This is a genomic window from Rhizobacter fulvus (genome assembly GCF_964020785.1).
In genome coordinates, this window is sequence record NZ_OZ224516.1 from 4,299,644 (window position 1) to 4,326,272 (window position 26,629).

26 protein-coding genes are annotated in these 26,629 nt (G+C 70.8%); 12 read left to right on the forward strand and 14 right to left on the reverse strand.

Features of this window, described 5'->3' with window-relative positions; all coding sequences use genetic code 11:
• The first annotated feature begins 26 nt into the window (after positions 1–26).
• From ACWH49_RS20485 to ACWH49_RS20495, 3 genes are read left to right on the forward strand one after another with little or no spacing between them, the layout of a single operon-like run.
• Positions 27–794, forward strand: coding sequence for a hemerythrin domain-containing protein (locus ACWH49_RS20485; RefSeq protein WP_448173142.1), 768 nt, complete (start codon positions 27–29; stop codon positions 792–794).
• The gene (locus ACWH49_RS20490) at positions 791–958 is read left to right on the forward strand and encodes a hypothetical protein (RefSeq protein ID WP_448173143.1); all 168 of its coding nucleotides are present in this window, start codon (positions 791–793) and stop codon (positions 956–958) included. The genes ACWH49_RS20485 and ACWH49_RS20490 overlap by 4 nt, the downstream gene beginning before the upstream one ends.
• The gene (locus ACWH49_RS20495) at positions 955–1,860 is read left to right on the forward strand and encodes a c-type cytochrome (protein ID WP_448173144.1); all 906 of its coding nucleotides are present in this window, start codon (positions 955–957) and stop codon (positions 1,858–1,860) included. The genes ACWH49_RS20490 and ACWH49_RS20495 overlap by 4 nt, the downstream gene beginning before the upstream one ends.
• Before the next feature lie 21 nt (positions 1,861–1,881).
• Here ACWH49_RS20495 and ACWH49_RS20500 read toward each other — a convergent pair whose 3' ends face one another.
• From ACWH49_RS20500 to ACWH49_RS20510, 3 genes are read right to left on the reverse strand one after another with little or no spacing between them, the layout of a single operon-like run.
• Positions 1,882–2,145 (reverse strand): DUF5985 family protein, encoded by a 264-nt coding sequence (locus ACWH49_RS20500; RefSeq protein WP_448173145.1) that lies wholly within the window; start codon positions 2,143–2,145, stop codon positions 1,882–1,884.
• Between the two features lie 12 nt (positions 2,146–2,157).
• Positions 2,158–2,418 (reverse strand): DUF5985 family protein, encoded by a 261-nt coding sequence (locus ACWH49_RS20505; protein ID WP_056468356.1) that lies wholly within the window; start codon positions 2,416–2,418, stop codon positions 2,158–2,160.
• Positions 2,418–2,795, reverse strand: a complete 378-nt coding sequence (locus tag ACWH49_RS20510) for a hypothetical protein (RefSeq protein WP_448173146.1) — start codon at positions 2,793–2,795, stop codon at positions 2,418–2,420. Before ACWH49_RS20510 ends, ACWH49_RS20505 begins: the two co-directional genes overlap by 1 nt.
• Before the next feature lie 176 nt (positions 2,796–2,971).
• Between ACWH49_RS20510 and ACWH49_RS20515 the strand changes: the two genes are divergently transcribed.
• Positions 2,972–4,105: a mechanosensitive ion channel family protein gene (locus ACWH49_RS20515; RefSeq protein ID WP_448173147.1), complete on the forward strand. Its 1,134-nt coding sequence runs from the start codon at positions 2,972–2,974 to the stop codon at positions 4,103–4,105.
• A gap of 22 nt (positions 4,106–4,127) precedes the next feature.
• On the opposite strand, the gene ACWH49_RS20520 is transcribed toward ACWH49_RS20515, so the two are convergent.
• From ACWH49_RS20520 to ACWH49_RS20530, 3 genes are read right to left on the reverse strand one after another with little or no spacing between them, the layout of a single operon-like run.
• On the reverse strand, positions 4,128–4,430 hold the full coding sequence (locus tag ACWH49_RS20520; protein ID WP_448173148.1) for a hypothetical protein: 303 nt from the start codon (positions 4,428–4,430) through the stop codon (positions 4,128–4,130).
• 25 nt (positions 4,431–4,455) lie between these two features.
• On the reverse strand, positions 4,456–5,460 hold the full coding sequence (locus ACWH49_RS20525; RefSeq protein ID WP_448173149.1) for a hypothetical protein: 1,005 nt from the start codon (positions 5,458–5,460) through the stop codon (positions 4,456–4,458).
• An 18-nt stretch (positions 5,461–5,478) separates the two neighbouring features.
• Positions 5,479–6,726: a hypothetical protein gene (locus ACWH49_RS20530; RefSeq protein ID WP_448173150.1), complete on the reverse strand. Its 1,248-nt coding sequence runs from the start codon at positions 6,724–6,726 to the stop codon at positions 5,479–5,481.
• A gap of 92 nt (positions 6,727–6,818) precedes the next feature.
• Here ACWH49_RS20530 and ACWH49_RS20535 point away from each other — a divergent pair, with 92 nt between their 5' ends.
• Positions 6,819–10,214, forward strand: coding sequence for an ATP-binding protein (locus ACWH49_RS20535; RefSeq protein ID WP_448173151.1), 3,396 nt, complete (start codon positions 6,819–6,821; stop codon positions 10,212–10,214).
• A 46-nt stretch (positions 10,215–10,260) separates the two neighbouring features.
• Positions 10,261–10,635, forward strand: coding sequence for a hypothetical protein (locus ACWH49_RS20540; protein WP_448173152.1), 375 nt, complete (start codon positions 10,261–10,263; stop codon positions 10,633–10,635).
• A 26-nt stretch (positions 10,636–10,661) separates the two neighbouring features.
• Here ACWH49_RS20540 and ACWH49_RS20545 read toward each other — a convergent pair whose 3' ends face one another.
• Together ACWH49_RS20545 and ACWH49_RS20550 are read right to left on the reverse strand one after the other, a co-directional pair.
• A complete protein-coding gene (locus ACWH49_RS20545; RefSeq protein WP_448173153.1) occupies positions 10,662–11,498 on the reverse strand; it encodes an alpha/beta fold hydrolase in 837 nt (278 codons plus the stop codon).
• Positions 11,499–11,565: 67 nt separating this feature from the next.
• Positions 11,566–12,678, reverse strand: coding sequence for a DUF1615 domain-containing protein (locus ACWH49_RS20550; RefSeq protein WP_448173154.1), 1,113 nt, complete (start codon positions 12,676–12,678; stop codon positions 11,566–11,568).
• A gap of 80 nt (positions 12,679–12,758) precedes the next feature.
• On the opposite strand from ACWH49_RS20550, the gene ACWH49_RS20555 reads away from it, so the two are divergent.
• The 3 genes from ACWH49_RS20555 (at position 12,759) to ACWH49_RS20565 (ending at position 14,709) form a co-directional block, all read left to right on the forward strand.
• Entirely contained in the window at positions 12,759–13,589 is an 831-nt protein-coding gene (locus tag ACWH49_RS20555) for a DUF2189 domain-containing protein (RefSeq protein ID WP_448173155.1), read from the forward strand.
• 9 nt (positions 13,590–13,598) lie between these two features.
• Positions 13,599–14,072 (forward strand): YciI family protein, encoded by a 474-nt coding sequence (locus ACWH49_RS20560; RefSeq protein ID WP_448173156.1) that lies wholly within the window; start codon positions 13,599–13,601, stop codon positions 14,070–14,072.
• A gap of 73 nt (positions 14,073–14,145) precedes the next feature.
• Entirely contained in the window at positions 14,146–14,709 is a 564-nt protein-coding gene (locus ACWH49_RS20565; RefSeq protein WP_448173157.1) for a hypothetical protein, read from the forward strand.
• Positions 14,710–14,720: 11 nt separating this feature from the next.
• Here the strand turns inward: ACWH49_RS20565 and ACWH49_RS20570 are convergent, their stop codons facing one another.
• The gene (locus ACWH49_RS20570) at positions 14,721–15,356 is read right to left on the reverse strand and encodes a glutathione S-transferase family protein (protein ID WP_448173158.1); all 636 of its coding nucleotides are present in this window, start codon (positions 15,354–15,356) and stop codon (positions 14,721–14,723) included.
• Positions 15,357–15,529: 173 nt separating this feature from the next.
• Here ACWH49_RS20570 and ACWH49_RS20575 point away from each other — a divergent pair, with 173 nt between their 5' ends.
• Positions 15,530–16,051 (forward strand): cache domain-containing protein, encoded by a 522-nt coding sequence (locus ACWH49_RS20575; protein ID WP_448173159.1) that lies wholly within the window; start codon positions 15,530–15,532, stop codon positions 16,049–16,051.
• 33 nt (positions 16,052–16,084) lie between these two features.
• On the forward strand, positions 16,085–17,638 hold the full coding sequence (locus tag ACWH49_RS20580; protein ID WP_448173160.1) for a methyl-accepting chemotaxis protein: 1,554 nt from the start codon (positions 16,085–16,087) through the stop codon (positions 17,636–17,638).
• A 60-nt stretch (positions 17,639–17,698) separates the two neighbouring features.
• Here ACWH49_RS20580 and ACWH49_RS20585 read toward each other — a convergent pair whose 3' ends face one another.
• The 5 genes from ACWH49_RS20585 to ACWH49_RS20605 all read right to left on the reverse strand — a co-directional run bounded on the left by ACWH49_RS20585 (position 17,699) and on the right by ACWH49_RS20605 (position 25,774).
• Positions 17,699–18,595, reverse strand: coding sequence for a YihY/virulence factor BrkB family protein (locus ACWH49_RS20585; RefSeq protein WP_448173161.1), 897 nt, complete (start codon positions 18,593–18,595; stop codon positions 17,699–17,701).
• 87 nt (positions 18,596–18,682) lie between these two features.
• Positions 18,683–19,747 (reverse strand): AI-2E family transporter, encoded by a 1,065-nt coding sequence (locus ACWH49_RS20590; protein WP_448173162.1) that lies wholly within the window; start codon positions 19,745–19,747, stop codon positions 18,683–18,685.
• 96 nt (positions 19,748–19,843) lie between these two features.
• A complete protein-coding gene (locus ACWH49_RS20595) occupies positions 19,844–21,319 on the reverse strand; it encodes an efflux transporter outer membrane subunit (protein WP_448173163.1) in 1,476 nt (491 codons plus the stop codon).
• Positions 21,316–22,551 carry an efflux RND transporter periplasmic adaptor subunit gene (locus ACWH49_RS20600; RefSeq protein ID WP_448173164.1) on the reverse strand — a complete coding sequence of 412 codons (1,236 nt, stop codon included), beginning with the start codon at positions 22,549–22,551 and terminating at the stop codon, positions 21,316–21,318. The genes ACWH49_RS20595 and ACWH49_RS20600 overlap by 4 nt, the downstream gene beginning before the upstream one ends.
• A gap of 4 nt (positions 22,552–22,555) precedes the next feature.
• Positions 22,556–25,774 (reverse strand): efflux RND transporter permease subunit, encoded by a 3,219-nt coding sequence (locus ACWH49_RS20605; RefSeq protein WP_448173165.1) that lies wholly within the window; start codon positions 25,772–25,774, stop codon positions 22,556–22,558.
• 20 nt (positions 25,775–25,794) lie between these two features.
• Between ACWH49_RS20605 and ACWH49_RS20610 the strand changes: the two genes are divergently transcribed.
• Positions 25,795–26,592, forward strand: coding sequence for an alpha/beta hydrolase (locus tag ACWH49_RS20610; protein WP_448173166.1), 798 nt, complete (start codon positions 25,795–25,797; stop codon positions 26,590–26,592).
• The last annotated feature ends 37 nt before the right edge of the window (positions 26,593–26,629 follow it).

The window sequence follows — 26,629 nt, forward strand, 5'->3', positions numbered from 1 at the left end:
GGCACCTCAAGACAAGGAGCCTCGCCATGAACACCACCGCCTTCCAGACCGCCCCCGCCGCCGCCTCGTCCACCCCCGCCGTGCACGCGCCGGAGCGCTACAACCTCTACCTCGACATCCACAAGGCGCTGCGCAGCTTCATGTGCGACACGCTGTGCCGCGTCGGCCGGGTCGACGTGTACGACGCCGACGAGTTCGCCGCCACGCTGGGCCAGCTCGACAGCCTGCTGACGCTGTGCCAGAGCCACATCCAGCACGAGAACGACTTCCTGCACAGCGCGATCGAGGCCCGCGTGCCGGCCGGCTCGGCCCGCACCGCGGGCGATCACGAGGACCACTTCGAGTCGATCGCGATGCTGCGCGCCGAGGCCGCCGCGCTGGCCGCGGCCGTCCCGGCGGAGCGCGGCATGCGTGCGCTGCGCCTGTACCGGCACCTCGCGCTGTTCGTCGCCGAGAACTTCGAGCACATGCAGATCGAGGAGACGGTCAACGCCTCGACCCTCTGGGCGCACTACAGCGACGCCGAACTGCACACGATCCACGAGCGCATCCTGGCGTCGATCGGGCCGCAGGAGCACCTGCTGGTCGCGCGCTGGCTGGTGCCGGCGCTGAGCCCCGCCGAGCGCGCCGGGATGTTCGGTGCGATGAAGACGCAGATGCCGCCGGAGGCGCTGCTCGGCGTGCTGATGCACGTGCGCCCGCACCTCGACGCGAGCGGCTGGACCAAGCTGGCGCGCGTCGTCGGCGTGACGCTGGACCCCGCCGCCGCGCCCGAGCCGGTGCCCGTGCCATGAAGCCCACGCCGCACCAGGCCTGCGCCGGCACCGGCGCGGTGACGCTGCTCGCGATCATCGCCTTCTGCGTCATCGCGCTGTACGGCGCCGGCCACGCCGCGCCCCGCGACATCGAGGCCGCCGCCGTCGCCGGCGCGGCCCTGCAACGAGGATCACTGCAATGAACAAATGGCTCAAGCGCGGCGGCATCGCGCTGCTCGGCCTCGTCGCCACCGCAGCTGCCGCGCTCGTGGTCGGCGCGCAACTCGGCGAGCGCAAGATGCAGCGCCGGGTCGAGGTCAGGCTCGACGCGGTGCCGTACCGCAGCGACGCCGCGACCATCGAGCGCGGCAAGTACCTCTACGTCTCGCGCAACTGCGCCGAGTGCCACGGCGCCGACGGGGCCGGCAAGGACGTGGTCAACGACGGCAAGGGCCTGCTGGTGCACGCGCCCAACATCACCCCGGCCCCGGGCGCCGCTGTCGCGGCCTACACCGCCCTCGACTGGGTGCGCACGATCCGCCATGGCGTCAAGCCCGACGGCCGCCCGGCCATCGTGATGCCGAGCGAGGACTATGCGCGGCTCACCGACGACGACCTTGCCGCCGTCGTCGCCTACGTGCGCCAGCTGCCGCCTGCCCCTGGCCCGGGCGCGACGATCGCGTTCCCGCTGCCGGTCAAGGCGCTGTATGCGGCCGGTCTGGTCAAGGACGCCGCCGAGCGCATCGACCACACGCTGCCGCCCGCACTCCCCGTGCCCGAAGGCGTGACCGTGGCGCATGGCGCCTATGTGGCCAACACCTGCATCGGCTGCCACGGCGAGCACCTGTCGGGCGGCAAGATTCCGGGTGCGCCGCCGGACTGGCCCGCCGCCGCGAACCTGACGCCGGGCGAGGGCTCGGCGCTGGCCAGATACCCGGACGCCGACGCGATGATCGCGATGTTCCGCAGCGGCAAGCGACCCGACGGCAGCGCGGTCAGCCCGGTGATGCCGTTCGCCGGTCTGCAGGCGATGAACGACACCGACGTGCGCGCGCTCTATCTGCACCTGAAGAGCGTGCCGCCGCGCGCCAGCGGCCAGCGCTGAAGCGCCGGCCGGCCGGCGCCGTCAGTGCCGGCCGGGTCGGTTCTTCAGCCAGATCGCCAGCAGGATCAGCAGGTACGAGATCAGCCGGACCACGTAGTGCACCGGCAGGGCCTCCTCGTTCCAGCTTGCGGTCACCCCCATGTGGACGCGGTTCAGCCCCTCGAGCCAGAACGACGCCGTGAACAGCAGGAAGAAGCCGTCGCGGGTGCTCAGCCAGTAGCGCAGGAAGATCAGCCCCGCCACGAACGAGGCCACGGCAATGCCGCCGAGCAGCAATTCATGCATCGCAGCCTCCGCTCAACGCGCCGGGTCCAGCAGCAGGCCGCAGACCAGCAGCAGCGTCGAGACCAGCGCGATCGACAGGCGCCACAGCGACATGTCGACCGACGTGAACACGTAGCGGTCGACGATCAGCAGCACGTTGTTCAGGCTCAGCCCGACGAAGCACAGGCAGGCCCACAGCAGGCCGCGCGCGCCGCTGCGCAGGTAGCCGCGCAGCAGCAGCCCGGCACACAGCACCGCGGTGGCGGCGCACAAGGCGAAGACGATCTTGTCCATCACGATCCCTTTCCGAACTTGAATGCATCCGAGAAACGCTGCGCGCTGCGCTGCGTCGCGTCGTGGATCAGCCGGGTCACGCCGACGAGATCGCCGGTGTAGGCGCGCACGAGGCGGTCGATCATGGCGGCCATCGCGGGATCGGCCGGCGCGTATTCGTGGCGGTCCTCGGCGTCGTGCGGCAGCTTGCGGACGATCCCCGCGACCGCCAGCGCCGTGATCAGCGCCTGCGCCGCCGGCTCGCCGATGTACAGCGCGGCCGCCAGCGATGCCGCCGAGCGGGGGGCCCGCGGCGGCGCATGAAACTGCAGGATCGCCTCCAGGTAGGGCACCGAAGGGACACTGGTGAGGATGAAGCGACGCAGGTCGTCGCTCAACGGCTCGTGCATGGGCAGGGCGGCCTCACCGTCGGCGGTCCGCGAGTTTTCCGGTAATACATTCTGCCAAATGTATCGCGCGCACCGCGGGCCGGGTGACCGCCGTAACCCCATGCGGGGGTGCGGCATCGCGGGGGTGCGGCATGCAAGCGGCAGCCGGATGCTACGGTCGCGGCATGGAGTCCTCGACCTTTCTCGACTGGGCCGGCCACACGACAGTGGCCGGCGTTTCGCTCGCCAGCCTCGCGCTGGGCATCGGCGCGGCCATGCTCGCGTATGTCCTGATGTCGCTGGCGCTGCGCATCGCGCTGTCGCACCTCACCCGCGTCGCGGAACGCACCACGAACCGCGCCGACGACATGCTGGTCGAGGTGCTGGCCGGCACCAACCGCTGGCTGCTCGCGCTCGTCGCGATCCTGGTCGGCGTGGGCATGCTCGACCTGCCCGATCGCTGGTCCTCGCGCGTGGGCCAGTTGTGGTTCATCGCGCTGGCCCTGCAGGTCGCGCTGTGGGCCAACCGGTGCGTGTCGATCGGCCTGCGGCGCCATGCGCTGAAGCACGCCGCGACGCCGTCGGCCACGGTCGGCGCGGCCGCCACGCTCGTCTCGTGGGGCCTGCGCACGCTGCTGTGGGCGATCGTGCTGCTGGCGATGCTCTCCAATCTCGGCGTCAACATCACCGCGTTCATTGCGAGCCTGGGCGTCGGCGGCATCGCGGTCGCGCTGGCGGCGCAGAACATCCTCGGCGACCTGTTCGCCTCGGTCGCGATCGCGGCCGACAAGCCGTTCGAGGTCGGCGATTTCATCGTGCTCGGCAGCGTCGCCGGCACCGTGGAACTGGTCGGCGTCAAGACCACCCGCATCCGCAGCCTCGGCGGCGAGCAGATCGTGATGTCCAACACCGAGCTGCTCAAGCAGACGGTCAGCAACTACAAGCGCCTGCGGGAACGCCGCATCGTGTTCGGCTTCGGCGTCAGCTACGACACGAGTGCGGAGCAGGCCGAGGAGATCCCGCTCATCGTGAGGCGCCTGGTCGAGCAGAGCCCGCGCCTGCGCTTCGACCGCGCGCATTTCAAGGGCTTCGGTGCCAGCTCGCTCGACTACGAGGTCGTCTACATCGTGCTCGACCCGGCCTACGGGGTCTACATGGACGAGCAGCAGCGCATCAACCTCGCGCTGATGCGCGAACTCGGCGAGCGCGGCATCGGTTTCGCGTTTCCGACGCAGACGCTGCACGTGGCGTCGCTGCCCCGCGGCGTGCGCGAGCTGCGGCCCGAGGACGGCGACGCGCGAGCCTGGCGCCGGGCCTAGCGTACGGGCCGCGCCGCCGGCCTCACAGCTTGCACAGCTTGCCCATCATCATGCCGCCGTCCAGGCAACCCTTGTCGTCGATCTTCAGCACCATCGTGCCCTGGCTGCCGTTGGTGATCTTGACCTTGCCGTCCTCGACGACATAGGTCGCCTCCTGGATCGGTCCGATCACGTCGAGCTCCACCTTGCCGTTCGAGTGGAACTCGAAGTTCACGCCGCCCTTCTGCCCGTAGGTGCCGGACAGGCTGTTGCCGCAGCCGAGCAGCAGCGCGAGCGGGGCGGCGGCGAACAGCGTCGTGGTCCGGCGCAGGGTGGATCGGTTCATGTCATCACCTCCGTGGATCGGTTGTTCACAGCGACGGCGCCTTGCCGTTCCTGGCGGCCTTGTCGACCTCCTGCGCGCGGCGGCGCTGGTCGAGCTGGGCCAGCCCCTGCTCGGTCGCGCCGATCAGCCGGTAGCCGAGCGCCTGGTCGACGATGCCGACCTGGAGCCGGTCGACCAGCTCGGGATTGGTCTTCTGCGGGACCAGCACGGCCTGCACGACCACGCCGCATTCGGGCGTCACGTGCATGCTGCCGTTCGGATCGCTGGTGCCGGTGCAGCGATGGAAGAGCGGCGAGCCGACCGTGACGAGCTGGCCCTGCGGGTCATAGGACCAGCGCAGCAGCGGCAGGCTGCTCGCGGCGGCCGGCTGGTCGTGGCTCGGCATGCCGTACTTCTTCAGCAGCGCGGCGTGCACCGATTCGACCGTCGGGCTCTGCTCGCTCGCGAAGCGCTCCTCGCGCGTCACGCCGAGCACGCGCTCCTGCCCCTGCAGCCCCATCGTCGCGACGAACCACTTGGACTGTCCCGGCTTCAGGTCCTCGCGCACCGCGTTGCCGCCGCGCGCCATCGCGTCGTCCTGCAGCTCCTTCATGATCTGCTTGCTGCTCTTGACCACGCGCGGCTCGGCCGAGCGCGCGGTGAAGCCCTGGCGCACGGTCGACGCCAGCGGCGCCTTCAGGTTGAAGCCGCGGCTGCCGGTCGGCGTCGCGACGAGCAGCGGGTTCGCGCACAGCACCGCCTCCATCGCCTCGTCGTAACCCAGGCCCGGGCGCACGCCCAGCATGTCGTCGACCGGCGCGCCGGCCGCGCGCGGCGGCGTCGTGGCCTTGGGCGGGCAGACGAGGGCGCCGCGCGCCTGCTTCGCGACCTCCTCGGCGCTCGCGCCGCCGTCGCCGCCGGGGATCTTGGCGGCCGGCTTCGCCGCGGTCGAGGCCGGGGCGGGGGCGGGGGGCTCGGCCTTGCCGCAGGCGGCGAGCAGGGCGCCGGCCAATGCAACCGTGGCGGCCCAGTGAAGGATCGATGTGGACATGGTGATGCTCCCCCGAGATCAGCGTTTCAGGCTCTTGAACAGGTCGACGACCTTGTTCACCGTTTCCATGTTCTGTGCCGTGGCCGCGTTCGGCGCCTGCGGCAGCTGGCCGGCGCCGCCGCCCAGCCCGCCGCTGGCCGACAGGTTCGCGAAACTGAAGGCCAGGTCGCTGGTGGCCCGCACCTGGCTGGGGCCGACGACCTGCAGCAGCGCCAGCGTCAGGTCGTGCTGGAACACGTTGCCCGGCACTTGGCGGCGCGTGCTGTACTGCAGCGTCGATTCGAACGACGCCTCGCGCGCCTCGCCCGGCGCCAGGCGGAACTGCGGATCGGCCACGTTGGCGTCGACCAGCCCGATCCCCTGTGCCTTCGATGACCAGCGGTAGGCGAGGCCGTTGTTGTCGCTGACCGCGCCGCTCTTGTTGCGGTAGCCCAGGATCAGCGGCTGGTCGCTCAGGTTGCGCAGGCGCAGCGTCGTGCGCACCGTGTGGTACGCGGTCACGCCGCCCGAGTCGGTGACGTTGACCCGCACCACGCTCGCCTGCACCGGGCCCTGCACCTGGCAGGCGCCGGCACCGTCGCAGCCCTGCGCCGACGCGGCCGGCGCGCCGCCCGACGGCAGCGCCGCAGCGGTCACCGCGCGCTGCGGCGCTGCCGCCGGCCGCGCCATCGCGGCGCCGGCCCCGGGCCCGGCACCCGCGCCCGCACCCGCGCCCGACGTGGCGCTGAGCTGCGCGAAGCTCACGGCGTAGTCCCGCACCTCGCGGATCTGCTGCGGGCCGGCCATCGCCAGCTGGACGATCGTGAAGTCGTGCTGGAACACCGTGCCCGCGACCTGCCGCCGCAGGCTGTACTGGACGACGCCGTCGAACGACGCATCACGCGATTCGCCCGGCGCGAGCTGGAATTGCGGATCGGCCACGCCGCGCGCGACGACGCCGATGCCGGTCGCCTTCGACGACCAGCGGTAGGCCAGGCCGTTGTTGTCGCTGACGGCGCTGGTCTTGTCGCGGTAGGCGAGCACCAGCGGCTTGTTGCCGACGTTGGTGAAGCGCACCGTGGTGTGCACGCCCTGGTAGGCGGTCACGCTGTCCTGCCGCGTCACGTTGACGCCGACCACGGTGGCCGTGAACGGCCCGAGGTTGCGGCAATGCGGCGTGCCGTCGCAGGGATCGGCGGCGCGCACGTGGGCGCCCGCCAGCGCGGCCGTGACGATCAGGCCGGCACGGGCCGCGTGCGGGAGGAGGCGGAACAGCATCGTGAACATGGGCTTCTCCTGGCGATGCGGTGGACTGTCGCGGCGGGCCGTTATCCGGGCGTTATCGGGCGCCGCGAATGGCCTGTCTTAAGATCGATCGCATGTGCTCGACCCCGCTGCAGCGACTGTCGGCCGACGGCGATGCCCCGCGGATCCGCCTGGAGCTGCTGGGCCGGGCCGTGCTGTGGAACGCCGAGGGCGAGCGCATCGCGCTCGAGCGCCGGGCCGCGGCGCTGCTGGCGCTGCTCGCGATCGAAGGCAGCCGCTCGCGCTCCGACCTGTGCGCGATGCTGTGGCCCGAGGTGCCGACCGCGCAGGCGCGCAACAGCCTGCGCCAGCGTCTGTTCAAGTTGCAGCGCGCCGCCGGCACCGCGGTGGTCACGGGCCTCGAGGAACTGCGGCTGGCGGAGGGGCTCGCGCACGACCTGTCGGCGATCTACGCGAGCCTGGCGGCCGATCCGGGCGCGCGCGTCGGCGCGCTGCTCGAAGGGCTGGACTACGACGATTCCACCGGCCTGGCCGAGTGGGTCGCGACGGCCCGCGAGCGGGTTCGGCGCGAGGTCGGCCAGCACCTGGCCGAGCTCGCCTCCGGCCACGAGAAGGCGCAGCGGATCGCCCAGGCGCTCGCCTATGCGCAACGTCTCGTCGACCAGGAGCCGCTGCTCGAACATGCCCACCGCCGCGTGATGCGGCTGCACTACCTGCGCGGCGACCGCAGTGCCGCGCTGGCCGCCTTCGAGCAGTGCCGGCAGCGCCTGCAGCGTGAGCTCGGCGCGGCGCCCGACCGCGAGACGCGTGCACTGGCCGAACAGATCGGCGCGGCCGACGAGGCCCGGGTGCCCAGCGTGCGCACGAGTGTGCCGCCGCTCGGCGTGCTGCGACCCCCGCGGCTGAGCGGCCGCGAGCCGCAGCGCGAACGCCTCGCCGCGGCGATCGCCGACGGCGCGACGCTGCTGCTCGAAGGCGAACCGGGCATCGGCAAGACCCGCCTGCTCGAGGACGCGGCCGCCGGTCGACCGGACGTGCTGCTGACCGGCGCGCAGGCCGGCGACGCCCGCGTTCCGTACGCGCTGCTGGCGCGGATCGTCGCCGTGCTCGCCGAGCGCGGCGCCGGTGCGGTGCCCGACTGGGCGCGCGCCGAGCTGGCGCGCCTGCTGCCGGCGCTCGGCCCGGCGCCCGCGGCCCGACTCGACGCGCTGCGCATGCAGCAGGCGTGGACGGCCACGCTCGCGGCGGCGTCCGAGGCCGGCCTGCGCGGCTTGCTCGTCGACGACCTGCACCATGCGGACGAGGCGTCCCTCGAATGCCTGCTCGCGCCCGCCGGCCCGCGGCCGCTCGCGCGCGTGTTCGGCGTGCGCGGGCGCGAGATGCCCGCCGCACTGCAGCGCTGGCTCGAAGCGGCAGCCGCCGGCGCGGTGGACCGGCTCGCGCTGGCGATGCTCGACGAGGCCGGCGTCACCGCGCTGCTGGCCTCGCTCGAACTCGCCCGCTTCGAGCCGCGGCGCTGGAGCCGGGCGATGACGCGCCACAGCGGCGGCAACCCGCTGTTCGTGCTCGAGACCCTGCGCGCACTGCTCGCGCTCGGCGACGCGGCGCCCGCGCCCGACACCGACCGCCTGCCTGTTCCCGCCGCGCTCGACGCGCTGATCGCGCGGCGCCTGGCGCAGCTCTCCGAACCGGCGTTGCGGCTGATGCGCGTCGCCGCACTGGCCGGCGCCGACTTCGATGCCGACGTGGCCGCGCGCGTGCTCGAGACGCATCCGGTCGACATGGTCGACGCCTGGCGCGAGCTGGAGCAGGCGCAGCTGCTGCGCGACGGCCGTCCGGCGCACGACCTGATCGCCGAGGCGGCCGCGCAGTCGCTGCCGGCCGCCATCGCGCAGTCGCTGCATTCGAGGCTGGCCGCGAGCCTCGATGCGCTCGGCCGCGGCGCCGCGCGCGTCGCGCCGCACTGGGCCGCCGCGCAGGCGTGGCCGCGCGCCGGGGACGCGTACGCCGCCGCCGCCGACGAGGCGCGGCGGGCCTCGCGCCGCAGCGACGAGATCGTGCTGTGGGAGCGTGCCGCCGAGGCCTTCGATCGTGCCGGGCAGCTCGGCAAGGCGTTCGACGCCCGCGCCGAGAGCGTGCCCGGCGTGATCCTGGTGCGCGGCATCGCCGCCGCGATGCCGTTGATCGAGCGGCTCGACGCCGACCACCGCACCGAGCCCCAGCGCATCCGCGCGCTGACCGGTCGCGCCACCACGTGCCTGATGGCCGGGCAGGCGGCAGCCGGCGAGGCGGCCGCGCGCGAGGCGCTCGACATCGCCACCCGGCTCGGTGCGCAGTGGCCGCGTTTCGAGGCGGCCTGCCTGCTGACGGTGGCGCTGTCGCAATCCGGCCGGGCGGACGCGGCGCTGCAGACCATCGAGCCGTTGCGTGACCTGGTGCTGACGCAGGGCGATGCCGAGCAGCGGCACCGCTTCTGGTCGGACTACGCCTATGCGCTCAAGGCCGCGCAACGCACGCGTGACACCGCGGATGCGCTGCGCGCGGCGATCGCCTGCGCGCACGAGGTCGGCGACTACGCCGAGCTGGCCACGCTCAACTCCAACCTCGCGCTGATCGAGGGCAACCTCGGCCACGTGCCGCAGGCGCTGGCCCATGCCCGCAGCGCGCGCGCGCTCGGCGATCCGCTCGGGGACGCGCTCGGCCCGGCCAGCGGCGCCGTCGAGATGTACGTCGCCTCGCACGAGGCCGCGCTCGGCCGCTACCGCGAGGCGCTCGGCAGCTTCGCGCGGGCCGACGCCTGCTTCGCCGGCGACGCCGGCACGGTGTGGCTCGGCCTGGCCGCCAACTACAAGGCGAACCTGCTGATCCACCTGGGCCAGTTCGCGCGTGCGCAGCAATTGCTGCAGCACGACGCGACGATGATCCCGGTGAGCGCCGCGCGCCGCGAGTGCCTGCTGGCACGCATCGACCACGCGCTCGGTCACCGCGGCGAACGGTCGATCGCCAACGCGATCGCGCTGCTGGGCGAGCGGCCCGACCCGATCCAGCACCTGCTGCTGCGGCTCGACGCGGCGCGCGCGCTGCCGCCGGACGAAGGCGCTGCCGCTTGCCAGGCCCTGCACGACGACGCCAGCGAGCGCGAGCATCCGGCCATCGCGATGCGCGCCCGCGTGCTGCGGCTCGACCACCTGCTCGGCGCGCAGGCGTTGACCGATGCGGAGGTCGACGCGGCGGTGCAGGGACTGCGCGTCACGCAGCCGTCCGACACCTACCTGCCGTCGGCGTGGTGGTCCATCGTCCTCGCGTACCAGGCGCTCGGCCGGATCGACGAGGCGGACCAGGCGCTGCGCACGGCATGGTCCTGGGTCGTCGAAGGGGCGCTGCCGCAGGTGCCCGACGCCTACCGCGACAGCTTCCTCCAGCGCAACCCGACCAACCTCGCGCTGCTCGCGGCCGCGGCGCGACGCCTGTCCCTGACCGTGCCGCCCGCGCCGGTAACGCCGCGATAACGCGCCGCGCTCAACCTGCGCATCGGACAGGCGAACCGGGGCGACGATGACGCGACTGACGATTCTTCCGATGCAGTGGACCCGCGTGCAGGACCTGCGCGACGTGCCCCCGCTGGACGCCGCCGACATGGCCTGCCTCGCCGACCTGCGCGAGGTGCTCGAACGCCACGGGCGCCTGCGCCGCTTCGCACTGCAGCTGGTGCACAAGCACTTCGAGATGACGCCCGACGAGGTGCTCGTCGAGTACAGCGACCCGCTGCTGCGCGAGCAGCGGCTGCGCGTCGAGCCGCGCGACGGCCGCGCCGCACGCGCCGCGATCCCGACCGCCTGGATGCTCGACCGGCCCGACGCGCCGCTCGCGACCTGCGTCTGCGCCTACCGCGCCGAGGTCGGCCACCTCGGGCGGCACCAGGGCGGCTGAGGGCGGCCGACCGCGCGGGCGGCGCGTCAGCCTTTCACGAACGCCAGCAGGTCGGTGTTCAGCACGTCCGCGTTGACGGTCAGCATGCCGTGCGAATAGCCCGGGTAGGTCTTCAGCGTGCCGTGGCGCAGCAGCTTGATCGACAGGTGCGCGGAATCGGCGATCGGCACGACCTGGTCGTCCTCGCCGTGCAGCACCAGCGTCGGCACGCCGATGGCCTTCAGGTCCTCGGTCTGGTCGGTCTCGGAGAACGCCTTGATGCCGTCGTGGTGCGCCTTGGCCGAGCCCATCATCCCCTGTCGCCACCAGTTGCGAACGACCGGCTCCGAGGGCTTCGCGCCCGGCCGGTTGAAACCGTAGAACGGCCCGGCCGCGACGGCCTCGAAGAACTCGGCGCGGTTGGCCGCGAGCGCCGCGCGGAAGCCGTCGAACACCTCGATCGGCAGGCCGCCCGGGTTGGCCGCCGTCTTCACCATCAGCGGCGGCACGGCGCTGACCAGCACCGCCTTCGCCACCCGGCCTTGCGGTTCGCCGTGGCGCGCGACGTAGCGCGCCACCTCGCCGCCGCCGGTCGAGTGGCCGATATGCACCGCGTTGCGCAGGTCCAGGTGCACCATCACGGCCGACGCATCGGCCGCGTAGTGGTCCATGTCATGGCCTTCCGCGACCTGCGCCGAGCGGCCGTGGCCACGCCGGTCGTGCGCGACGACGCGGTAGCCGTGCCGGACGAAGAACAGCATCTGCGCGTCCCAGTCGTCCGAGGACAGCGGCCAGCCGTGGTGGAAGACGATGGGCTGCGCATCGCGCGGACCCCAGTCCTTGTAGAAGATCTCGGTGCCGTCGGGCGTGGTGATCGTGCTCATCGAAAGGGACTCCTTCAGAGGGTGGAACGCCGTCCGGATGCAACCATCGTGCCGATGCCCGTCCCGGTCAGCCGCCCTTGGCGCGGCAGCGCTGGTAGCGCTCGTCGACGCGCCGCGCGAACCACTCGGTGGTCAGCGGGCGCGTGATCTTCGGGCTGTTCAGGCGGATGCGCGGCAACAGGGCGCGCGCCACCGGCCGGCGCGCCGCGGCGTCGGCCAGTTCGAAGGTGCGGGTCCACACGCGCGTCTGTTCCAGCGAGAGGCGCGCCTCCTGCTCGAGCGCGCGGCGTATCTCGTCGTCCCGCACGCCCAGGCGCGGGCCGAGCGCGCGCACCGCGGCTTCGGTGCTGCCCGGCCGGGCGGCGTCGCTGCCGGGCGCGATCAGGTCGCCGTCCAGATCGAGCGTGACACCGGCGAGCGTGGCCACCGCGCTCTGAAATGCAGCGTTGCGGCTCGCGTACTGGCCGGCGTTGAAATCGGCGAAGCGGTAGATCGGCTGGTCGTAGTGCGCCGGGTAGTCGAGCAGGTGCGCGATGCCGAAGTAGAGGCCACCGCGGCGCGAGAACACCTCGTCGCGGACCGAGCCGATCATCCGGTACGGGTACGGCCGCGCCTTCGCGTGCGCCTGCGCGAACTCGACGCTGACCTGCATCGGCCCGCCGGTACGCACCGGGTTGTAGCCGGCGAAGAAGCGCTGGCCGAGCGGCACCTGGGCGATGAAATCCTCGAACAGGTTGCTCAGCTCCTTCTCGCTGCGCGCCGCGCCGATGCGCTCGTTCCAGGTGCGGCTGTCGGGCGAACGCAGGTTGAGCGCGGCCTGCACCAGCATCTGCGGCACGCCGGCGCGCTCGGCGCGGCGGTCGATCTCCTCGCGCGCGATCTTGCCGAGCCCCGGCACCTGCGGGTCGGCGCGGTAGGTCGATTCCTGCTCCGCGACGGCCAGCACCGCGCAGATGTTGACCGGGCTCGGCTCGATGCGCAGCGCATCGAACGCGGCGTAGATGTCGACCGCCCAGCCCGGGCGATCCGGCACGCTCGCCGGCAGCAACTCGGCGATGCGCGCGCGCACCTCCTCCGGTCGCGGCGGCACCGGGGCCGACGACGGCGCGGTGCCGCAGCCGGCGCCCAGGGCGCTCGCGGCGACGACGAGCGACGAGATCAGTGAACGCGGCAGGCCCATGGGGCCAAGCGTAACCCGACCGCCGCCTCGGGCAAGGCCCGATTGCACGCGCGCCGCAGCGGGTCAACGATGCCGCACCCATGAACACGACGCTCCGACCCGACCCGGCACCCCTCGCCGACACCGTGGGCCCGGCCGCGGGCAACGCCGACGCGGCCCGCGTCGACGCCGCGCCGATCCGGCTCAACCCGCTCGCCGCGACGGCACCGTTCCAGTGGCTGAAGCTCGGCTGGCGCGATTTCACGCAGGCCCCGCTGCTCGGCCTGTTCTACGGCGCCTGCTTCGCGGCGATGGGCGGGCTGCTGATGCTGCTGTTCCGCCAGGCGCCGGCCTGGGTGCTGGCGCTGTCGGCCGGCTTCCTGCTGGTCGGGCCGTTCCTGTGCCTGGGGCTGTACGACACCAGCCGCCGCCTCGAGCGCGGCGAGCGCCCGCAGCTCGGCCGCTCGCTGGTGGCGTGGCGCACGCGCAGCGGCACGATGGCGATCTTCGGCGCGGTGCTGCTCGTGATCGAGATGCTGTGGGCGCGTGCGTCGCTCGTCGTCTTCGCGCTCAGCTTCGACGGCATGCCCGACTTCAAGGGCTCGCTGCTGGCGCTGCTCGACCCGCAGAACCTGACCTTCATCGTGGCCTACCTGATCGTCGGCGGCCTGTTCGCGACGCTGATCTTCGCCTGCAGCGTCGTCGCGATGCCGATGATCCTCGACCGCGAGACCGATGCGATCAGCGCCGGCATCACGAGCATCCGGCTGTGCCTGGCGCAGCCCGGGGTCATGCTGCTGTGGGGGCTGACGATCACCGCGATCGTCGTCGTCGCGCTGCTGCCGTGGTTCCTCGGCCTGCTGGTGGCGGCGCCGGTGCTCGGCCACGCGTCGTGGCACGCGTACCGGGCCGCAGTGGCCAATGCCACCTAGGTGAATCGCATGGTCAAGCTCCCGGTTCTGGTCGGCGGCGCGGCACTGTGGCTGCTGTACCTGCACGCGGCCGCGCAAGCACCCACGGCGCACAAGCCGCCCTACGACCCGGCGCTGGCCCGCGCCGTCGGCGCGGACGAGAACGGGATGCGGGCCTACGTGCTGGTCGTCCTGAAGACCGGGCCGAACAAGGTACCGGCCGGGCCCGAACGCGATGCGATGTTCAAGGGCCATTTCGCCAACATGAGCCGCCTGTCGGCCGAGGGCAAGCTGGCCCTGGCCGGCCCCTTCGACGGTGTCGATGGCTGGCGCGGGCTGTTCATCCTGGCCGTCGCCGACATCGAGGAGGCCAGGCAGATCACCGCCACCGACCCGGTGATCGCCAGCGGCGAAATGGTCGCGGAGTTCCACAAGTACTACGGCTCCGCCGCGCTGATGCTCGTCAGCCGCGATCACGACCGGGTGACGAAGATCCGCCGCTGAAACCCCACGGCGGGCCGATTGGCGCGAGAATCGGCCGGGGAGGTCGGGAAGGACGCTCGGCTTCGACTGCGCCATGTCCGATTTCGAACACCAGATCGTCACCATCGTGCTCGACAAGGGCCTGTTGGCGCTCGTCGTGCTGCTGGCCGGCTACAAGCTCAACCAGGCGCTGGAGGGCCTGAAGAGCCGGCTGTCGCGCGAGCAGGAGTTCGCGCGGACCGTCAACACGGCCGTGGTCGACCTGACCAAGAAGCTCGCCGCCGGCAGTCACCTGATCACCTGGATCGCCTGGTCGGCCACGCAGGACGACGACGCGCTGGAGCGCGACGACTTCATCGCCTACGACCGCGACATGCGTGCGCTGCTGAGCGACCTGGTGGGCCTGCACGTGGCGCTGGCCGCGGTGAGCCGCCGGCGCTCCGAGGTGCTCGAGCCGTTCGCCCAGACCATCTACGCCCTGGACGTCGAGATGGGCAAGGCACGCGACCTGCACAAGACCGCCGATACCTGGAAGATCGCCCACGCCCGGCTCATCCTGCGCGACTGCTACGACCGCGCCATCGCCTTCGACAAGCAGCTCAACGAGACGGCGATCGGGCTGCTCGAAACGCCCGACGGCCAGGCACTCGAACGCTGAGGCGCGGCGGCTCAGGCTGCGCGGTACACGCCTTCGCCGTGCGGCGCCGCGATGAACTCGGGCAGCTGCTCGGCGGCGCGCGTGTGCGCCTGCAGCAGCGGGTAGGCGCTGGCGGGAACCACCTCGGGCCGGACGGCCTGGATGAAGGTCCACACCACGGCCGTCGTCGCACCGGCCTGGTCGATCGCCTCGCGCGTCACCGCCAGCGGCTGGTGCGCCAGCTCCGCTTCGAGCCCATCGCAGGCCGTGAGCAGCTGACGCGTGATGCGGTCGACCCACGGCTGGTGCAGCTTCTCGGCGGGACGCACGCCGTGCTCGTAGACGATCTGCACGCACTTCTCGCAGGCCGCGAGCGCGAGGCCGAGCACGCGCAGCGCGTGCTGCCGCGCCGGCACGTCAGCGGGCATCAGGCTGCGGCGCGGGGCGGCCAGCGCCTCGGCGTAGTCGAGGATCAGCGTCGAGTCCATCAGCACCGTGCCGTCGTCGCAGACCAGCGTCGGCGCCTTCACGACCGGGTTGATCGCCTCGAATTCAGGGACGCCGCGGAAGACCGAGATCGAGCGGTGCTCGAAGGGCAGGGCGAGCAGTTGCAGCGAGACGGCTACGCGGCGGACGTAGGGGGAGTCGAGCATGCCGATGAGTTGCATGGGTCAATCCTTCGAGGTGCGATCACATCGATGCTACTTCCCATTGGCGCTTCCGGCACCGTCGAGCCCGACACCAACACCGAACTGACCCGACTTCCGGGTTCTGTTATCGCTCAGCTTCATCGCTGCGATGCCGATAGACAGGGGGAATCCGGAGCAAACAGTTCAATCCCGTGCCCCTGAGCGTCGCATACGGCGACAGGGCACATCCAACCAGCCAGGACATCGTCATGCGCCAATCGATATTCGCCGCAACCCTTCTCATCACACTGGCCAGCGCGACCCCGGTCGCCGTGTGGGCCGGGGACGGCAACGCGACCGCTCCCGAAGCGACCGCGATGGTCAAGAAGGGCATCGCGTTCATCAAATCCAGCGGCAAGGAGAAGGGTTATGCCGAGATCAGCACCAAGGGCGGCCAGTTCAGCGACCGCGATCTCTATCTCACGGTGTACGGCATGGACGGCACGGTGCGCGCCCACGGGGCGAACGAAAAGATGATCGGCAAGAACCTGATCGACCTGAAGGATGTGGACGGCAAGGCCTTCGTCAAGGAGCGCGTCGAACTTGCCTCTAGCAAGGGCACCTTCTGGCAGGACTACAAGTTCACCAACCCGGTGAGCAAGAAGATCGAGCCCAAGCGCATGTACTGCGAGAGGCTCGACGACGCCATCGTCTGCGGCGGTATCTACAAGTAATGGCGCCCGCCCGACCTTGACCCGGACCATGCAATGAAACTTCGAACGCGACTGATGGTGGCACCTGCCTTAACGGGCGTGATGTTCGTGCTGACGCTGGGTGCCTCGATCGGCGTGCTCGGCTGGTACAAGGACAAGAGCGAATTCGCGCACAAGCAGGTCGTGGCCGCGCTGACGAAGGTTGCCGCGGTGCAGACGCAGCTTGGCGAAGTTCACACCCGCCTGTACCGCACGATCACCATCATCGGGTCGCTGGACGACAAGGGCGTGAAGGCCGAGCGAACGCAGCTCGCCGCGACGCTTGCGACGGTCGCCGCCGACGGCACGAAGGCTGGAGATGCCGCTGTCGACGATGCGATTCAGAAAGACCTGCGCAGGTTCGTCGGCCAGATCGGCAAATACCAGACCACGGCAGACAACGCGATCGATCTCTCGACCATCGATCCCAACACGGGCGTGGCCGCACTGCAGTCCGCGGACGCTGACTTCAAGGCCATGAGCGCGACGCTCGGCGGCGTGCTCGACAAGGTAGGCAAGCGCGCCGCCGACATCACGCTGCAACTCGAATCGGCCGCGCATTTGGCCGGCTGGGTCCTGGCGACGACGGGTTTCCTCGCCGTGGCGGGTGCGCTTGCTTTTTCGTGGCTGTCGCAACGGCGGGTCGTCGCTAACATCAACCGAGCAGCGCAGGCATCGGCCCTGGTGGCACAAGGCCGGCTCGACGTGAATCCGCACAGCGAAGACCAAGACGAGGTCGGCGAATTGATCCGCGCGCTTGGCAGCATGGTGAACCAGTTGCGCGCATCGATGCGGACGGTGCGCACGGCGACGGAATCGATCGGTACGGCATCCGCCGAGATCGCCACCGGCAATCAGGATCTGAGCCAACGCACCGAACAGACCGCCAGCAATCTGCAACAGGCTGCGAGCTCAATGGAGCAAATCACCGGAACGGTTCGGCAATCGGCCGACTCGGCCCGTCACGCGAATCAGCTCGCGAGTTCCGCAGCCGAAGTGGCTGCACGTGGCGGCGCTGTCGTCTCGCAGGTCGTGGCCACCATGGACGACATCAATACGTCATCGAAGAAGATCGCCGACATCATCGGCGTGATCGACGGCATCGCGTTTCAGACCAACATCCTGGCGTTGAACGCAGCCGTCGAAGCGGCGCGCGCAGGTGAACAGGGCCGCGGCTTTGCGGTGGTCGCCAGCGAAGTGCGAAGCCTCGCGGGTCGCTCGGCAGACGCCGCGCGGGAAATCAAGGGCCTGATTGGCGCTTCGGTGGGGAAGGTCATGGACGGTTCGCGCCTCGTCGCCGATGCCGGCAAGACGATGACCGAGATCGTCAGTTCGGTGCAGCGTGTCTCCGACATCATCGGACAGATCACCGCGGCCTCGGCAGAACAGAGCGACGGCATCGGCCAGATCAACGGTTCGGTGACCCAGCTCGACCAGATGACGCAGCAAAACGCGGCGCTCGTCGAGCAGTCGGCGGCCGCTGCCGAATCGCTCAAGGATCAGGCAATCAAGCTCTCGGAGGTGATTGCGACGTTCCAGCTCGAACCGGGCATGCGCGTACTGGACTGACCTTCGCATGCGTATGCCGAAGTCCATCGCTCGCGGGCATCGCTCGTGGACCCAAAGGAGTCACTTGCGACTGCCAGCAGTGGTGTTTTCCCGGTCTCCCGGTTCAATCTTCGGTTGCGCGAGTTCTGAATTGATTTCGGCGCCGATCAGCACCGCCCAGGCCGACAGCAAAAACCACAGCAGGAGCACCACGACCGCACCCATCGACCCGTACGTGCGGTTGAACGTCCCGAAGTGCGAGACGTACAGGGAGAACAACAGCGACGCCGCGAGCCAGATCGCGATCGCCACCGCGGCGCCACGATCCATCCAGGACCAGGGCGTCCGGCCGCGGTCGGGACCGAAGCGGTAGAGCAGCAGCAACCCGATCCAGAACGAGGCGACCGCGATCGGCCAGCGCAGCCAGCCGATCGCCGTGCGCATGCCATCTCCGAGCGACACGGCATTCCCGACAATCGGCAGCAGCACGATCAACGTCAGCGACAACAGCATGCCGACGATCACCAGCGCGGCCAGGACCACCGACAAGCCGATGCGGGCCGGCAGACTGCGGCCTTCCTCGAGGTCGTAAGCGACGTTGAGCGCCTGCATCAACGTCCTGACGCCTGAAGAACTCGTCCAGAGCGCGAACGCGATGCTGCCCGCCGTTCCGAATCCCAGCGCGCCTCGGCCGGCGCTCGTGAGCTGCTGCAACAGCTCGCGCACGAGGTTGGCGGCCTTGTCCGGCAGGAGCTGGCTCATGAACTCGATCTGCTTGGCCATCGAGTCCGGGTCGAAAGCGATACCGACGATCGACACGATCGCAACCATCGTCGGGATCATCGCGAGCAGTCCATAGAAGGCCACTCCGGCAGCGATGATCGGCAACCTGTCCGCGGTGATCTGATGCAGCACGCGCGTGAGGGCCGAACGCCAAGTGCGGGGCGCGGCCTCCCGTGCTGGCGTTGTCGACTTCATGCGGGAACCCCGTTTTTCGAACAGTCTAGGCCGGATGGGTCCCGCCTACAGACGTCGTGACCACCCGACCTGTTCGCGTGTGGGGGCTCAGGGTCGGTGATCCGATCCCCGCCGCGACTCCGCGAAGATTTCCCACGAGGCGATGAACAGCGCCGCGATCAGCGGGCCGACGACGAACCCGCTGATGCCGAACACCGCAATGCCGCCGATCGTCGTGATCAGAACGAGGTAGTCCGGCATCTTCGACTGCTTGCCGACCAGGACCGGGCGCAGCAGGTTGTCGACCAATCCGATCACGACCGCCCCGAACGCGATCAGCGTGACGCCTTGCCAGATCTGCCCGTTGATCAGCAGATAGACCGCGATAGGTCCCCAGACGAGCGCCGCGCCCACCGCGGGCACGAGCGACAGGAACGCCATCACGACGCCCCACAGCAGGGCCGCAGGGATTCCGAGCACCATCAACGCCACGCCGCCGAGCGTGCCCTGCAATGCCGCCACCACGATGTTCCCCTTGATCGTGGAGCGGACAACCGCCGCGAAGCGCTCGAACAAGCGGCGTTGTACCTCGGCTTCGAGAGGAAGTGCCCGCTGCACCGTGGCGATGAGCGCCCCGCCATCTCTCAGCAGGAAGAACAGCAGGTAGAGCATCACACTGAAGCTGATCGAGAAGTCGAGCGCCCCCTGGCCGAAACTCCAGACCTGCGTCGCGATCGGCTGGCCGCCTTCGGCAATGGCCGTCTTCAGCCTGTCGATCAGGGCTGGCAGGTCGTTCAGCCCTGCGCCGTTCAGCACCTCCGTGAGCCATGACGGCAGCGCCGACGTCATGCGCTCGTACATGGAGGTCACGTCGATTTCGCCGGACCGCATCTGGGCTTGGACCTGTCGCGCCTCCTGGACGATGAAGCCGGCGGTCAGGATGGCGGGCACCAGGACGGCGACGACGACCAGTCCCGTCGTCGCCAGCGAGGCGAGTGTCGTATTCGCGTGCAGGCGGCGCGCCACGAGGTCATTCACGGGCTGGAAGAGGATCGCCAGCACGACCGCCCAGATGATCGCGCCGGACAGCGGAAGAATGACCCACGCGAATGCCGCGGAGACGGCTGCGAGCAAGAGCAGGAAAAAGCGTTGGCTGAGGTGGGATGAGCGCATCGGATGGATCTGCGCGTCGGCAGCGGCGGCTTGGTTGGCGACATTGTGCTCGTGCGACTCCTGGCTTCGCGCGCCGAGGGATCTGCGCGGTGCCCGTCAGCCGGGCGGTGATTGCCGCTGCACCGCCCCTTCCCAGCCCCCACCCAACGCCTTGATCAAGAACACCGACGTCACCCGCCGCTGGCTCGCCAGTTGCGTCGCCTGCCGCTCGACCCCGAGCAGCGCCTGCTGCGCGTTGATCACGTCGAGATACGTCGTTGCACCACCTTCGTAGCGGCTGGTCGCCATCTCGAGCACGCGGCGCGAGCTGGCGACCGCCGCGTTGGCCTGGGTGGTCGCGCGTTCCAGTGCGGCCAGGCCGGTGATGCCGTCCTCCACCTCCTGCATCGCGGTGAGCACGACGCGGCGGTAGTTGGCCACGGTCGCGTCGTAGCCGGCGGCGGCGAAGTCGACATTGGCGCGGAAGCGCCCGCCGTCGAAGAGCGTCTGCGTCGCCGACACGCCCAGCGACCACAGCAGGCTGGGCGCGTTGAACAGGCTCGCGAGTTCGCGGCTGTCGACGCCGAGCGACGGCGCGAGCAGGATGCTCGGGTAGAACGCGGCCCGCGCGACGCCGATCTGCGCGTTGGCGGCAGCCATCGCGCGCTCGGCAGAGGCGACATCGGGGCGGCGTTCGAGCACATCGGACGGCACGCCGAGCGCGATCGAAGGCGGCGCCGTGATGCCGGCCTGCGACGCGGCGCTTGGCGCGAGCGTGAACAGCGGCGCGGGCGTGCCGGTCAGTGTCGCGATCGCGTGCTCGAACGGGTCGCGCTGGCGGCGCAGCACATCCACCTGCGTCAGCGTGTTCTCGAGCAGCGCCTGCTGCTGCGCCACGTCGAGTCCGGAGGTCGCGCCGCCGTCGTGGCGCGCGGTCACGAACTGGAGCGCGCGGCGCTGCAGCGCGATCGAACGGGCGAGCACGTCGAGTTCGGCGTCGAGCCCGCGCAGGTTGAAGTACGCGGTGGCGAGGTCGGCGGTCAGCAGCAGGCGGGTGTTCTCGAGGTCGATCGCCGACTGCTCGGCGCTCGCGCGCACCGCCTCGATGGAGCTCGCGACGCGGCCGGCCAGGTCGACCTCGTAGTTGACGGTCAGCGCGAGCGCGTAGTCGTCCTGCACGGTCGAGACGTTCGGCGATGCGTAGTTGCTGAGCGGCCGGTTGGCCGAGCTCTTGAGCCGCTGCACGCGCGCGCCCAGGCCGATCTGCGGGAACAGCCCGGCGGACGCGCCCGCGACCTGCGCGCGCGCCTGCGCGAGCCGCGCGCTGGCGATCTGCAGCGTCGCGTTGTTCGCGAGCGCCTGGCGCTGCAGCGCGTCGAGTTCGGCGTCGCCGAAGCGCAGCCACCACGGGCCCTTGGGGGCGGCGTCGGCCGGCGCGCTCTCGCGCCACGGCGGCTCGATCTTCCAGGCGACCGGCATCGGTGTCGGCGGCGGCTGGTAGGCCGGGCCGGTGGCGCAGCCGGCGAGGGCGAGGACGAGGGCAATGGCGACGGCGGTCAGCGCGGCGCGCAGGCCGGCGCGCGGCTGCCTCACGGCGCGTCCTTGGCGCCGCTGGCCGCCGTTGCCGGGGCCACGGCCACCTTGTCGCCGTTGGCGAGCGAATCGGGCGGGTTCAGCACCAGCACCTCGGCCGGCTTCAGGCCGTCGAGCACCTCGACGGTCTCGCCGAGGTTGCGGCCGATCTTCACCGGCCGCAGCGCCACCGTGCCCTGCGCGTCGAGCACCGCGACGCGGATGCCTTCGGCGCGGATCAGCAGCGTGTTCGCCGGCACCGCAAGCGTGGCGGTGGCCTGCAGCGGCAGCTGCACCTGCACGTAGGCGCCGGGCAGCAGCACGCCCTGCGGATTGGGCAGCGCGACCTCGACCTGCATCGTGCGCGTGCTCGCGTCCAGCGACGCGCCGGTGCGCGCGACCGTGCCCTCGAACGGCTGCCCGCGCAGCTCGCCCTGCGTGACGACGACCTTCTGGCCCGGCTTGACGAGTTGTGCGTACGACTGCGGGACGTTGACGTAGACGCGCAGCGGATCGACCTGCGTCAGCACGAAGAGGGCGCGGCTGCTGCCGCCGCCGGCGTCGATCAGGTCGCCCACGTCGACATTGCGCCGCGTGATCACGCCGGCGAACGGCGCGACGATGCGCTTGAAGCCCTCGGTCTGGCGCAGCCGCTGCACGTTGGCGTCGGCCGCGGCCACGTTCGCGAGGGCCTGCGCCGCGGCGCTGCGGCGCTCGTCGAGCTCCTGTTGCGAGACCACGTCCTTCTGGCGCAGGCCCTCCCAGCGCGCGAGCGTGCTCTTCGCGAGGTCGAGGCTGGCGGCGGCCTGCTGGCGCGCGGCCACGGCCTGCGAGAGCTGCTGGTCGATCTCCGGCGTCTCGATCTCGGCGAGCAGCTCGCCCTTGGCGACCGTGCTGCCGATGTCCTTGGTCCAGCGCTTCAGGTAGCCGCTCGCGCGCGCCGCGATCGGCGACTGCACCTGGCCCTGCAGCGTGCCGGGCAGCGCGATCGTCTGGCTCGCATCGCCGCCCTTCACGGTGGTGGTCTTCACGTACTGCACCGCGCGCTCGGCGGTGCCGGTCTCCAGCGCCTTCGCGTTCGCGAGCCGGCTGAACACGGTGCGGCCGGCGCCGAGCGCGAGCAGCACCAGCACGACGATGGTGAGGAGCTTCGCGCGGCGCACGACCTGCTGGCGCTTCAGGTGCTCGCCGGGTTCGCCGTCGGCCGCGTCGATGGCATGGATGCCCAGCGCCGCGTGGCGTTGCTCTGTCATGGGGTCAGGACTCCTGGGGCAAGGGTTGTGCGGGCGGCGCGCCGTGACCCACCTGCGCAGTGCGCCGCTGCGCGAGGCGCCGGTGCACGCCGGCGAACACCACCGGCACGAACAGCAGGGTGGACACGGTCGCGAACAGCAGCCCGCCGATCACCGCGCGGCCGAGCGGCGCGTTCTGCTCGGCGCCTTCGCCGAGGCCGAGCGCCATCGGGATCATGCCGATGATCATCGCCAGCGCGGTCATCAGCACCGGGCGGATGCGGGTGGCGCCGGCCTCGAGCGCGGCCGAGAGCGGCGGCACGCCGGCCTGCAGCCGGTCACGTGCGAACGAGACCAGCAGGATCGAGTTGGCCGTGGCCACGCCCATCGTCATGATCGCGCCGGTGAGCGCCGGCACCGACAGCGTGGTGCCGGTGATGAACAGCATCCACGCGATGCCGGCGAGCGCGGCCGGCAGCGCGGTGATGATGATGGCCGCGTCGATCCACGACTGGAACGTCACGACGACCAGCAGGTACACGAGCACGATCGCCATCGCCAGACCCACGCCCAGGCCGATGAACGACGCCTCCATCGTCTGCACCTGGCCGCGCATCACCACCTGGCTGCCGCGCGGCAGCTTCTTCTCGATCGCCGCGACCTTCTGCTTCACCGCGGCGGCCACACTGGCCAGGTCGGTGCCCTGCACGCTGACGTAGACGTCGATCGCCGGCAGGATGTTGTAGCGCGATGCGATCGCCGGTTGCCGCCCCGGCGCCACCTCGACCAGGTTGCCGAGCAGCTGCGTGCTGCCGTTGTTCGTGGCGGCCGCGCCGGTCGACGCGACCGGCAGGTTCAGCAGCGCGTCGAGCGAATCGACGCGGTACTGCGGCGTCTGCACCGCGATGCTGTAGACCACGCCGTTCTGCGGGTTGAGCCAGAACGCGGGCGCGGTCTGCGAGCTGCCGGACAGCGCGATCAGCACGTTCTGCCCGACGTTCTGCACCGTCAGGCCGAGCTGCTGCAGGCGCGAGCGGTCCACCTGCAGGTCGACGGCCGGGGCGTCCAGGCGCTGGTGCACGTGCGCGTCGACGGCGCCGGGGATCTGGCGGATCTCCTTGGTCAGCTCGGCCGCGAGCGCGGCGTTGGCGGTGATGTTGTTGCCCGTGAACTGCACGTCGATCGCCGCCGGCAGGCCGAAGTTCAGGATCTGCGTGACGATGTCGGCCGGCTGGAAGAAGAACTCGATCCCGGGGAAGCGCCTGGGCAGTTCGGCGCGCAGCAGCGAGACGAACTCCTCGGTCGGGCGATGGCCTTCCTTGAGCGAGAGCTGCATCTCGCCGTCCAGCGTGCCGATCGTCCCGGCGTTGCTGTACGACAGGTTGATGCCGCTGTTCGGCACGCCGAGGTTGTCGAGGATGGTCTCGAGCTGGTCCTGCGGGATCAGCTCGCGGATCGCGGCTTCGACCTGGTCGGCGATGCGCGCGGTTTCCTCGATCCGCGTGCCGGTGGCGGCGCGCATGTGCAGGCGGATCTGCCCGGCGTCGACGGTCGGGAAGAAGTCGCGCCCGAGGAACGGGTACAGCCCGCAGGACAGCAGGCAGAACGCGAGGAACGCGACCGCGAAGCGCGCGCGGTGCGCGAGCAGCGACGACAGCATCAGCGTGTAGGCGCGACGCACGCGCTCGAACTGCGCGTCGAAGCGGCGGTACAGGCGCTGCAGCGCACTGGCCGGCCGGCCGCTCGCGGCGTCGGCGGCATGGGCCGCGTGCACCCCGCCCATCAACAGCATCACCAGCGTGGGCACCAGCGTGCGCGAAAGGAGGTAGGACGCGACCATCGCGAACACCACCGCCTCGGCCAGCGGCACGAACAGGAAGCGCGCGACGCCAGACAGGAAGAACATCGGCACGAACACGATGCAGATGCACAGCGTCGAGACGAACGCGGCGGCGCCGATCTCGTGCGCGCCGGTCAGGATTGCCTCGTTCAGCTTCGTTCCCATGTGCAGGTGGCGCTCGATGTTCTCGATCGTCACGATCGCCTGGTCAACCAGGATGCCCACCGACAGCGCCAGGCCCCCGAGCGTCATCAGGTTCAGCGTCTGGCCGAGCGCCTGCAGCGCCAGCACCGAACTGAGGATCGACAGCGGGATCGTCAGCGCGATGATCAGCGTGCTGCGCCAGTTTCCGAGGAACAGCAGCACCATCGCCGCGGTCAGCGCCGCGGCGATCAGCGCCTCGATCACCACGCCCTTGACCGCGGCCTTCACGAACACCGACTGGTCGAACAGCGGCGTGATCTTGATGTCCGCCGGCAGCACCTGCGCGACCTGCGGCAGCAGCGCGCGCAGGCTGGAGACGATGTCGAGCGTGGAGGCGCCGCCGTTCTTCAGCACCGACAGCAGCACGCCGCGCACGCCGTCCTGGCGCACGATGTTGGTCTGCGGCGAGAAGCCGTCGCGCACGTAGGCCACGTCGCGCAGGTAGGTGGTGGTGCCGCCGACCGTGCGGATCGGCAGGTCGTTGAGCCCGGCGATCTCGTTCGGCGACCCGTTCATCCGCACCGCGTATTCGGTGGCGCCGAACTTGGCGGTGCCCGCCGGCAGGATCAGGTTCTGCAGGTTGATCGCGTTGACAACGTCGGCCGGCGCCATGCCGCGCGCCTGCAGCGCCGCCATGTCGAGGTCGACGGAGATCAGCCGGTTCTTGCCGCCGTACGGGAACGGCACCGCGACGCCGGGGATCGTGATCAGCTGCGGGCGCAGCGTCTGGATCGCGGCGTCGAACAGCGCCTGCTCGGGCTGCACCGGGCTCGACAGGCCGAGCTGGATCACCGGGATGCTGGAGGCCGAGTACTTGATGATCAGCGGCGGTGTGATCCCCGGCGGCAGCTGGCGCAGCTGCGTCTGCGCGATCGCGACGACCTGCGCCAGCGCGGTCTGGATGTTCGCGCCGGGCTGGAAGAAGACCTTGATCACCGCGATGCCGGCGAGCGATTGCGACTCGATGTGCTCGATGTCGCTGACCGTCGTCGTCAGGCTGCGCTCGTTCTGCGCCGTGATCCGTTGGCCCATTTCCTGCGCGGACAGGCCGTTGTAGTTCCAGATGATGCTGATGACCGGGATGTCGATCTCGGGGAAGATGTCGGTCGCCATCTTCAGCAGCGCGAACGGCGTCGCCAGCACGATCAGCATCGCCATCACGATGAAGGCGTACGGGCGCCTGAGTGCGAGCTGGACCATTGGCGGGATGATATTCAGATATGACGAATCACGCGTTCACGAAAGTCCGCCGCTTCGCGGGGGGCGTGTGCCTGGCATTGCTCGGCGGCTGCGCGCTGTGGCGGCCGGTGACGGTGCCGATCGGCACGCTGCGGTTGCCCGCACCGTGCAGCGCGCGGCCGGACACGCTGCTGGTGATGCTGCCGGGCTCGTGGTCGCGGCCCGAGGAGTTCGTCGACGAGGGCATGGTCGCGGCGGTGCGCGCGCGCGGCATCGCGGCCGACATCGTGATCGTCGACGCGCATGTCGGCTACTACAGCGACCGCAGCATCGCCGTGCGGCTGCAGCAGGACGTGATCGGCCCGGCGCGCGCGCAGGGCTACCCCCACGTCTGGCTGCTCGGCATCTCGATCGGCGCGTTCGGCGCGCTCATTTATGCGGAAGGGCAGCCGCAACTGATCGACGGAATCGTCGCGCTCGGTCCGTACCTCGGCAAGCGCGCGCTGACCGAGGAGTTGCGGGCGCAGGGCGGCCTGCAGCGCTGGCGTGCGCCGACCGGCGCGCTCGACCCGGGCGACATCGACACGATCGTGTGGCGCTGGCTGCAGCCCTACGCCGGTGTCGTGCAGCCGCCGCAGCGGCCGGCGCTCTACCTCGGCTACGGGCTCGACGACCGGTTCCGGGCGGGCGACGAGCTGCTTGCCGCCGCGTTGCCGCCGTCGCACGTGTTCACGGAACAGGGCGGTCACGACTGGGCGCCGTGGCGCGCGCTGTGGGGGCGTGCGCTCGATGTCATGCCGCTGCCGCGCGACCCCGGGTGCAAGGTGCCCGCGGGTTGATCGACGCGGCGGCGCGCGGCCCCCACAATCGCGCCGC

What these genes read in the sequence shown, in the direction of transcription:
- ACWH49_RS20485 (WP_448173142.1), top strand. Translation starts at nt 27, where the DNA reads ATGAACACCACCGCCTTCCAGACCGCCCCCGCCGCCGCCTCGTCCACC.
- ACWH49_RS20490 (WP_448173143.1), top strand. Translation starts at nt 791, where the DNA reads ATGAAGCCCACGCCGCACCAGGCCTGCGCCGGCACCGGCGCGGTGACG.
- ACWH49_RS20495 (WP_448173144.1), top strand. Translation starts at nt 955, where the DNA reads ATGAACAAATGGCTCAAGCGCGGCGGCATCGCGCTGCTCGGCCTCGTC.
- ACWH49_RS20500 (WP_448173145.1), bottom strand. Translation starts at nt 2,145, where the DNA reads ATGCATGAATTGCTGCTCGGCGGCATTGCCGTGGCCTCGTTCGTGGCG.
- ACWH49_RS20505 (WP_056468356.1), bottom strand. Translation starts at nt 2,418, where the DNA reads ATGGACAAGATCGTCTTCGCCTTGTGCGCCGCCACCGCGGTGCTGTGT.
- ACWH49_RS20515 (WP_448173147.1), top strand. Translation starts at nt 2,972, where the DNA reads ATGGAGTCCTCGACCTTTCTCGACTGGGCCGGCCACACGACAGTGGCC.
- ACWH49_RS20520 (WP_448173148.1), bottom strand. Translation starts at nt 4,430, where the DNA reads ATGAACCGATCCACCCTGCGCCGGACCACGACGCTGTTCGCCGCCGCC.
- ACWH49_RS20525 (WP_448173149.1), bottom strand. Translation starts at nt 5,460, where the DNA reads ATGTCCACATCGATCCTTCACTGGGCCGCCACGGTTGCATTGGCCGGC.
- ACWH49_RS20530 (WP_448173150.1), bottom strand. Translation starts at nt 6,726, where the DNA reads ATGTTCACGATGCTGTTCCGCCTCCTCCCGCACGCGGCCCGTGCCGGC.
- ACWH49_RS20535 (WP_448173151.1), top strand. Translation starts at nt 6,819, where the DNA reads ATGTGCTCGACCCCGCTGCAGCGACTGTCGGCCGACGGCGATGCCCCG.
- ACWH49_RS20540 (WP_448173152.1), top strand. Translation starts at nt 10,261, where the DNA reads ATGACGCGACTGACGATTCTTCCGATGCAGTGGACCCGCGTGCAGGAC.
- ACWH49_RS20545 (WP_448173153.1), bottom strand. Translation starts at nt 11,498, where the DNA reads ATGAGCACGATCACCACGCCCGACGGCACCGAGATCTTCTACAAGGAC.
- ACWH49_RS20550 (WP_448173154.1), bottom strand. Translation starts at nt 12,678, where the DNA reads ATGGGCCTGCCGCGTTCACTGATCTCGTCGCTCGTCGTCGCCGCGAGC.
- ACWH49_RS20555 (WP_448173155.1), top strand. Translation starts at nt 12,759, where the DNA reads ATGAACACGACGCTCCGACCCGACCCGGCACCCCTCGCCGACACCGTG.
- ACWH49_RS20560 (WP_448173156.1), top strand. Translation starts at nt 13,599, where the DNA reads ATGGTCAAGCTCCCGGTTCTGGTCGGCGGCGCGGCACTGTGGCTGCTG.
- ACWH49_RS20565 (WP_448173157.1), top strand. Translation starts at nt 14,146, where the DNA reads ATGTCCGATTTCGAACACCAGATCGTCACCATCGTGCTCGACAAGGGC.
- ACWH49_RS20570 (WP_448173158.1), bottom strand. Translation starts at nt 15,356, where the DNA reads ATGCAACTCATCGGCATGCTCGACTCCCCCTACGTCCGCCGCGTAGCC.
- ACWH49_RS20580 (WP_448173160.1), top strand. Translation starts at nt 16,085, where the DNA reads ATGAAACTTCGAACGCGACTGATGGTGGCACCTGCCTTAACGGGCGTG.
- ACWH49_RS20585 (WP_448173161.1), bottom strand. Translation starts at nt 18,595, where the DNA reads ATGAAGTCGACAACGCCAGCACGGGAGGCCGCGCCCCGCACTTGGCGT.
- ACWH49_RS20590 (WP_448173162.1), bottom strand. Translation starts at nt 19,747, where the DNA reads ATGCGCTCATCCCACCTCAGCCAACGCTTTTTCCTGCTCTTGCTCGCA.
- ACWH49_RS20600 (WP_448173164.1), bottom strand. Translation starts at nt 22,551, where the DNA reads ATGACAGAGCAACGCCACGCGGCGCTGGGCATCCATGCCATCGACGCG.
- ACWH49_RS20605 (WP_448173165.1), bottom strand. Translation starts at nt 25,774, where the DNA reads ATGGTCCAGCTCGCACTCAGGCGCCCGTACGCCTTCATCGTGATGGCG.
- ACWH49_RS20610 (WP_448173166.1), top strand. Translation starts at nt 25,795, where the DNA reads ATGACGAATCACGCGTTCACGAAAGTCCGCCGCTTCGCGGGGGGCGTG.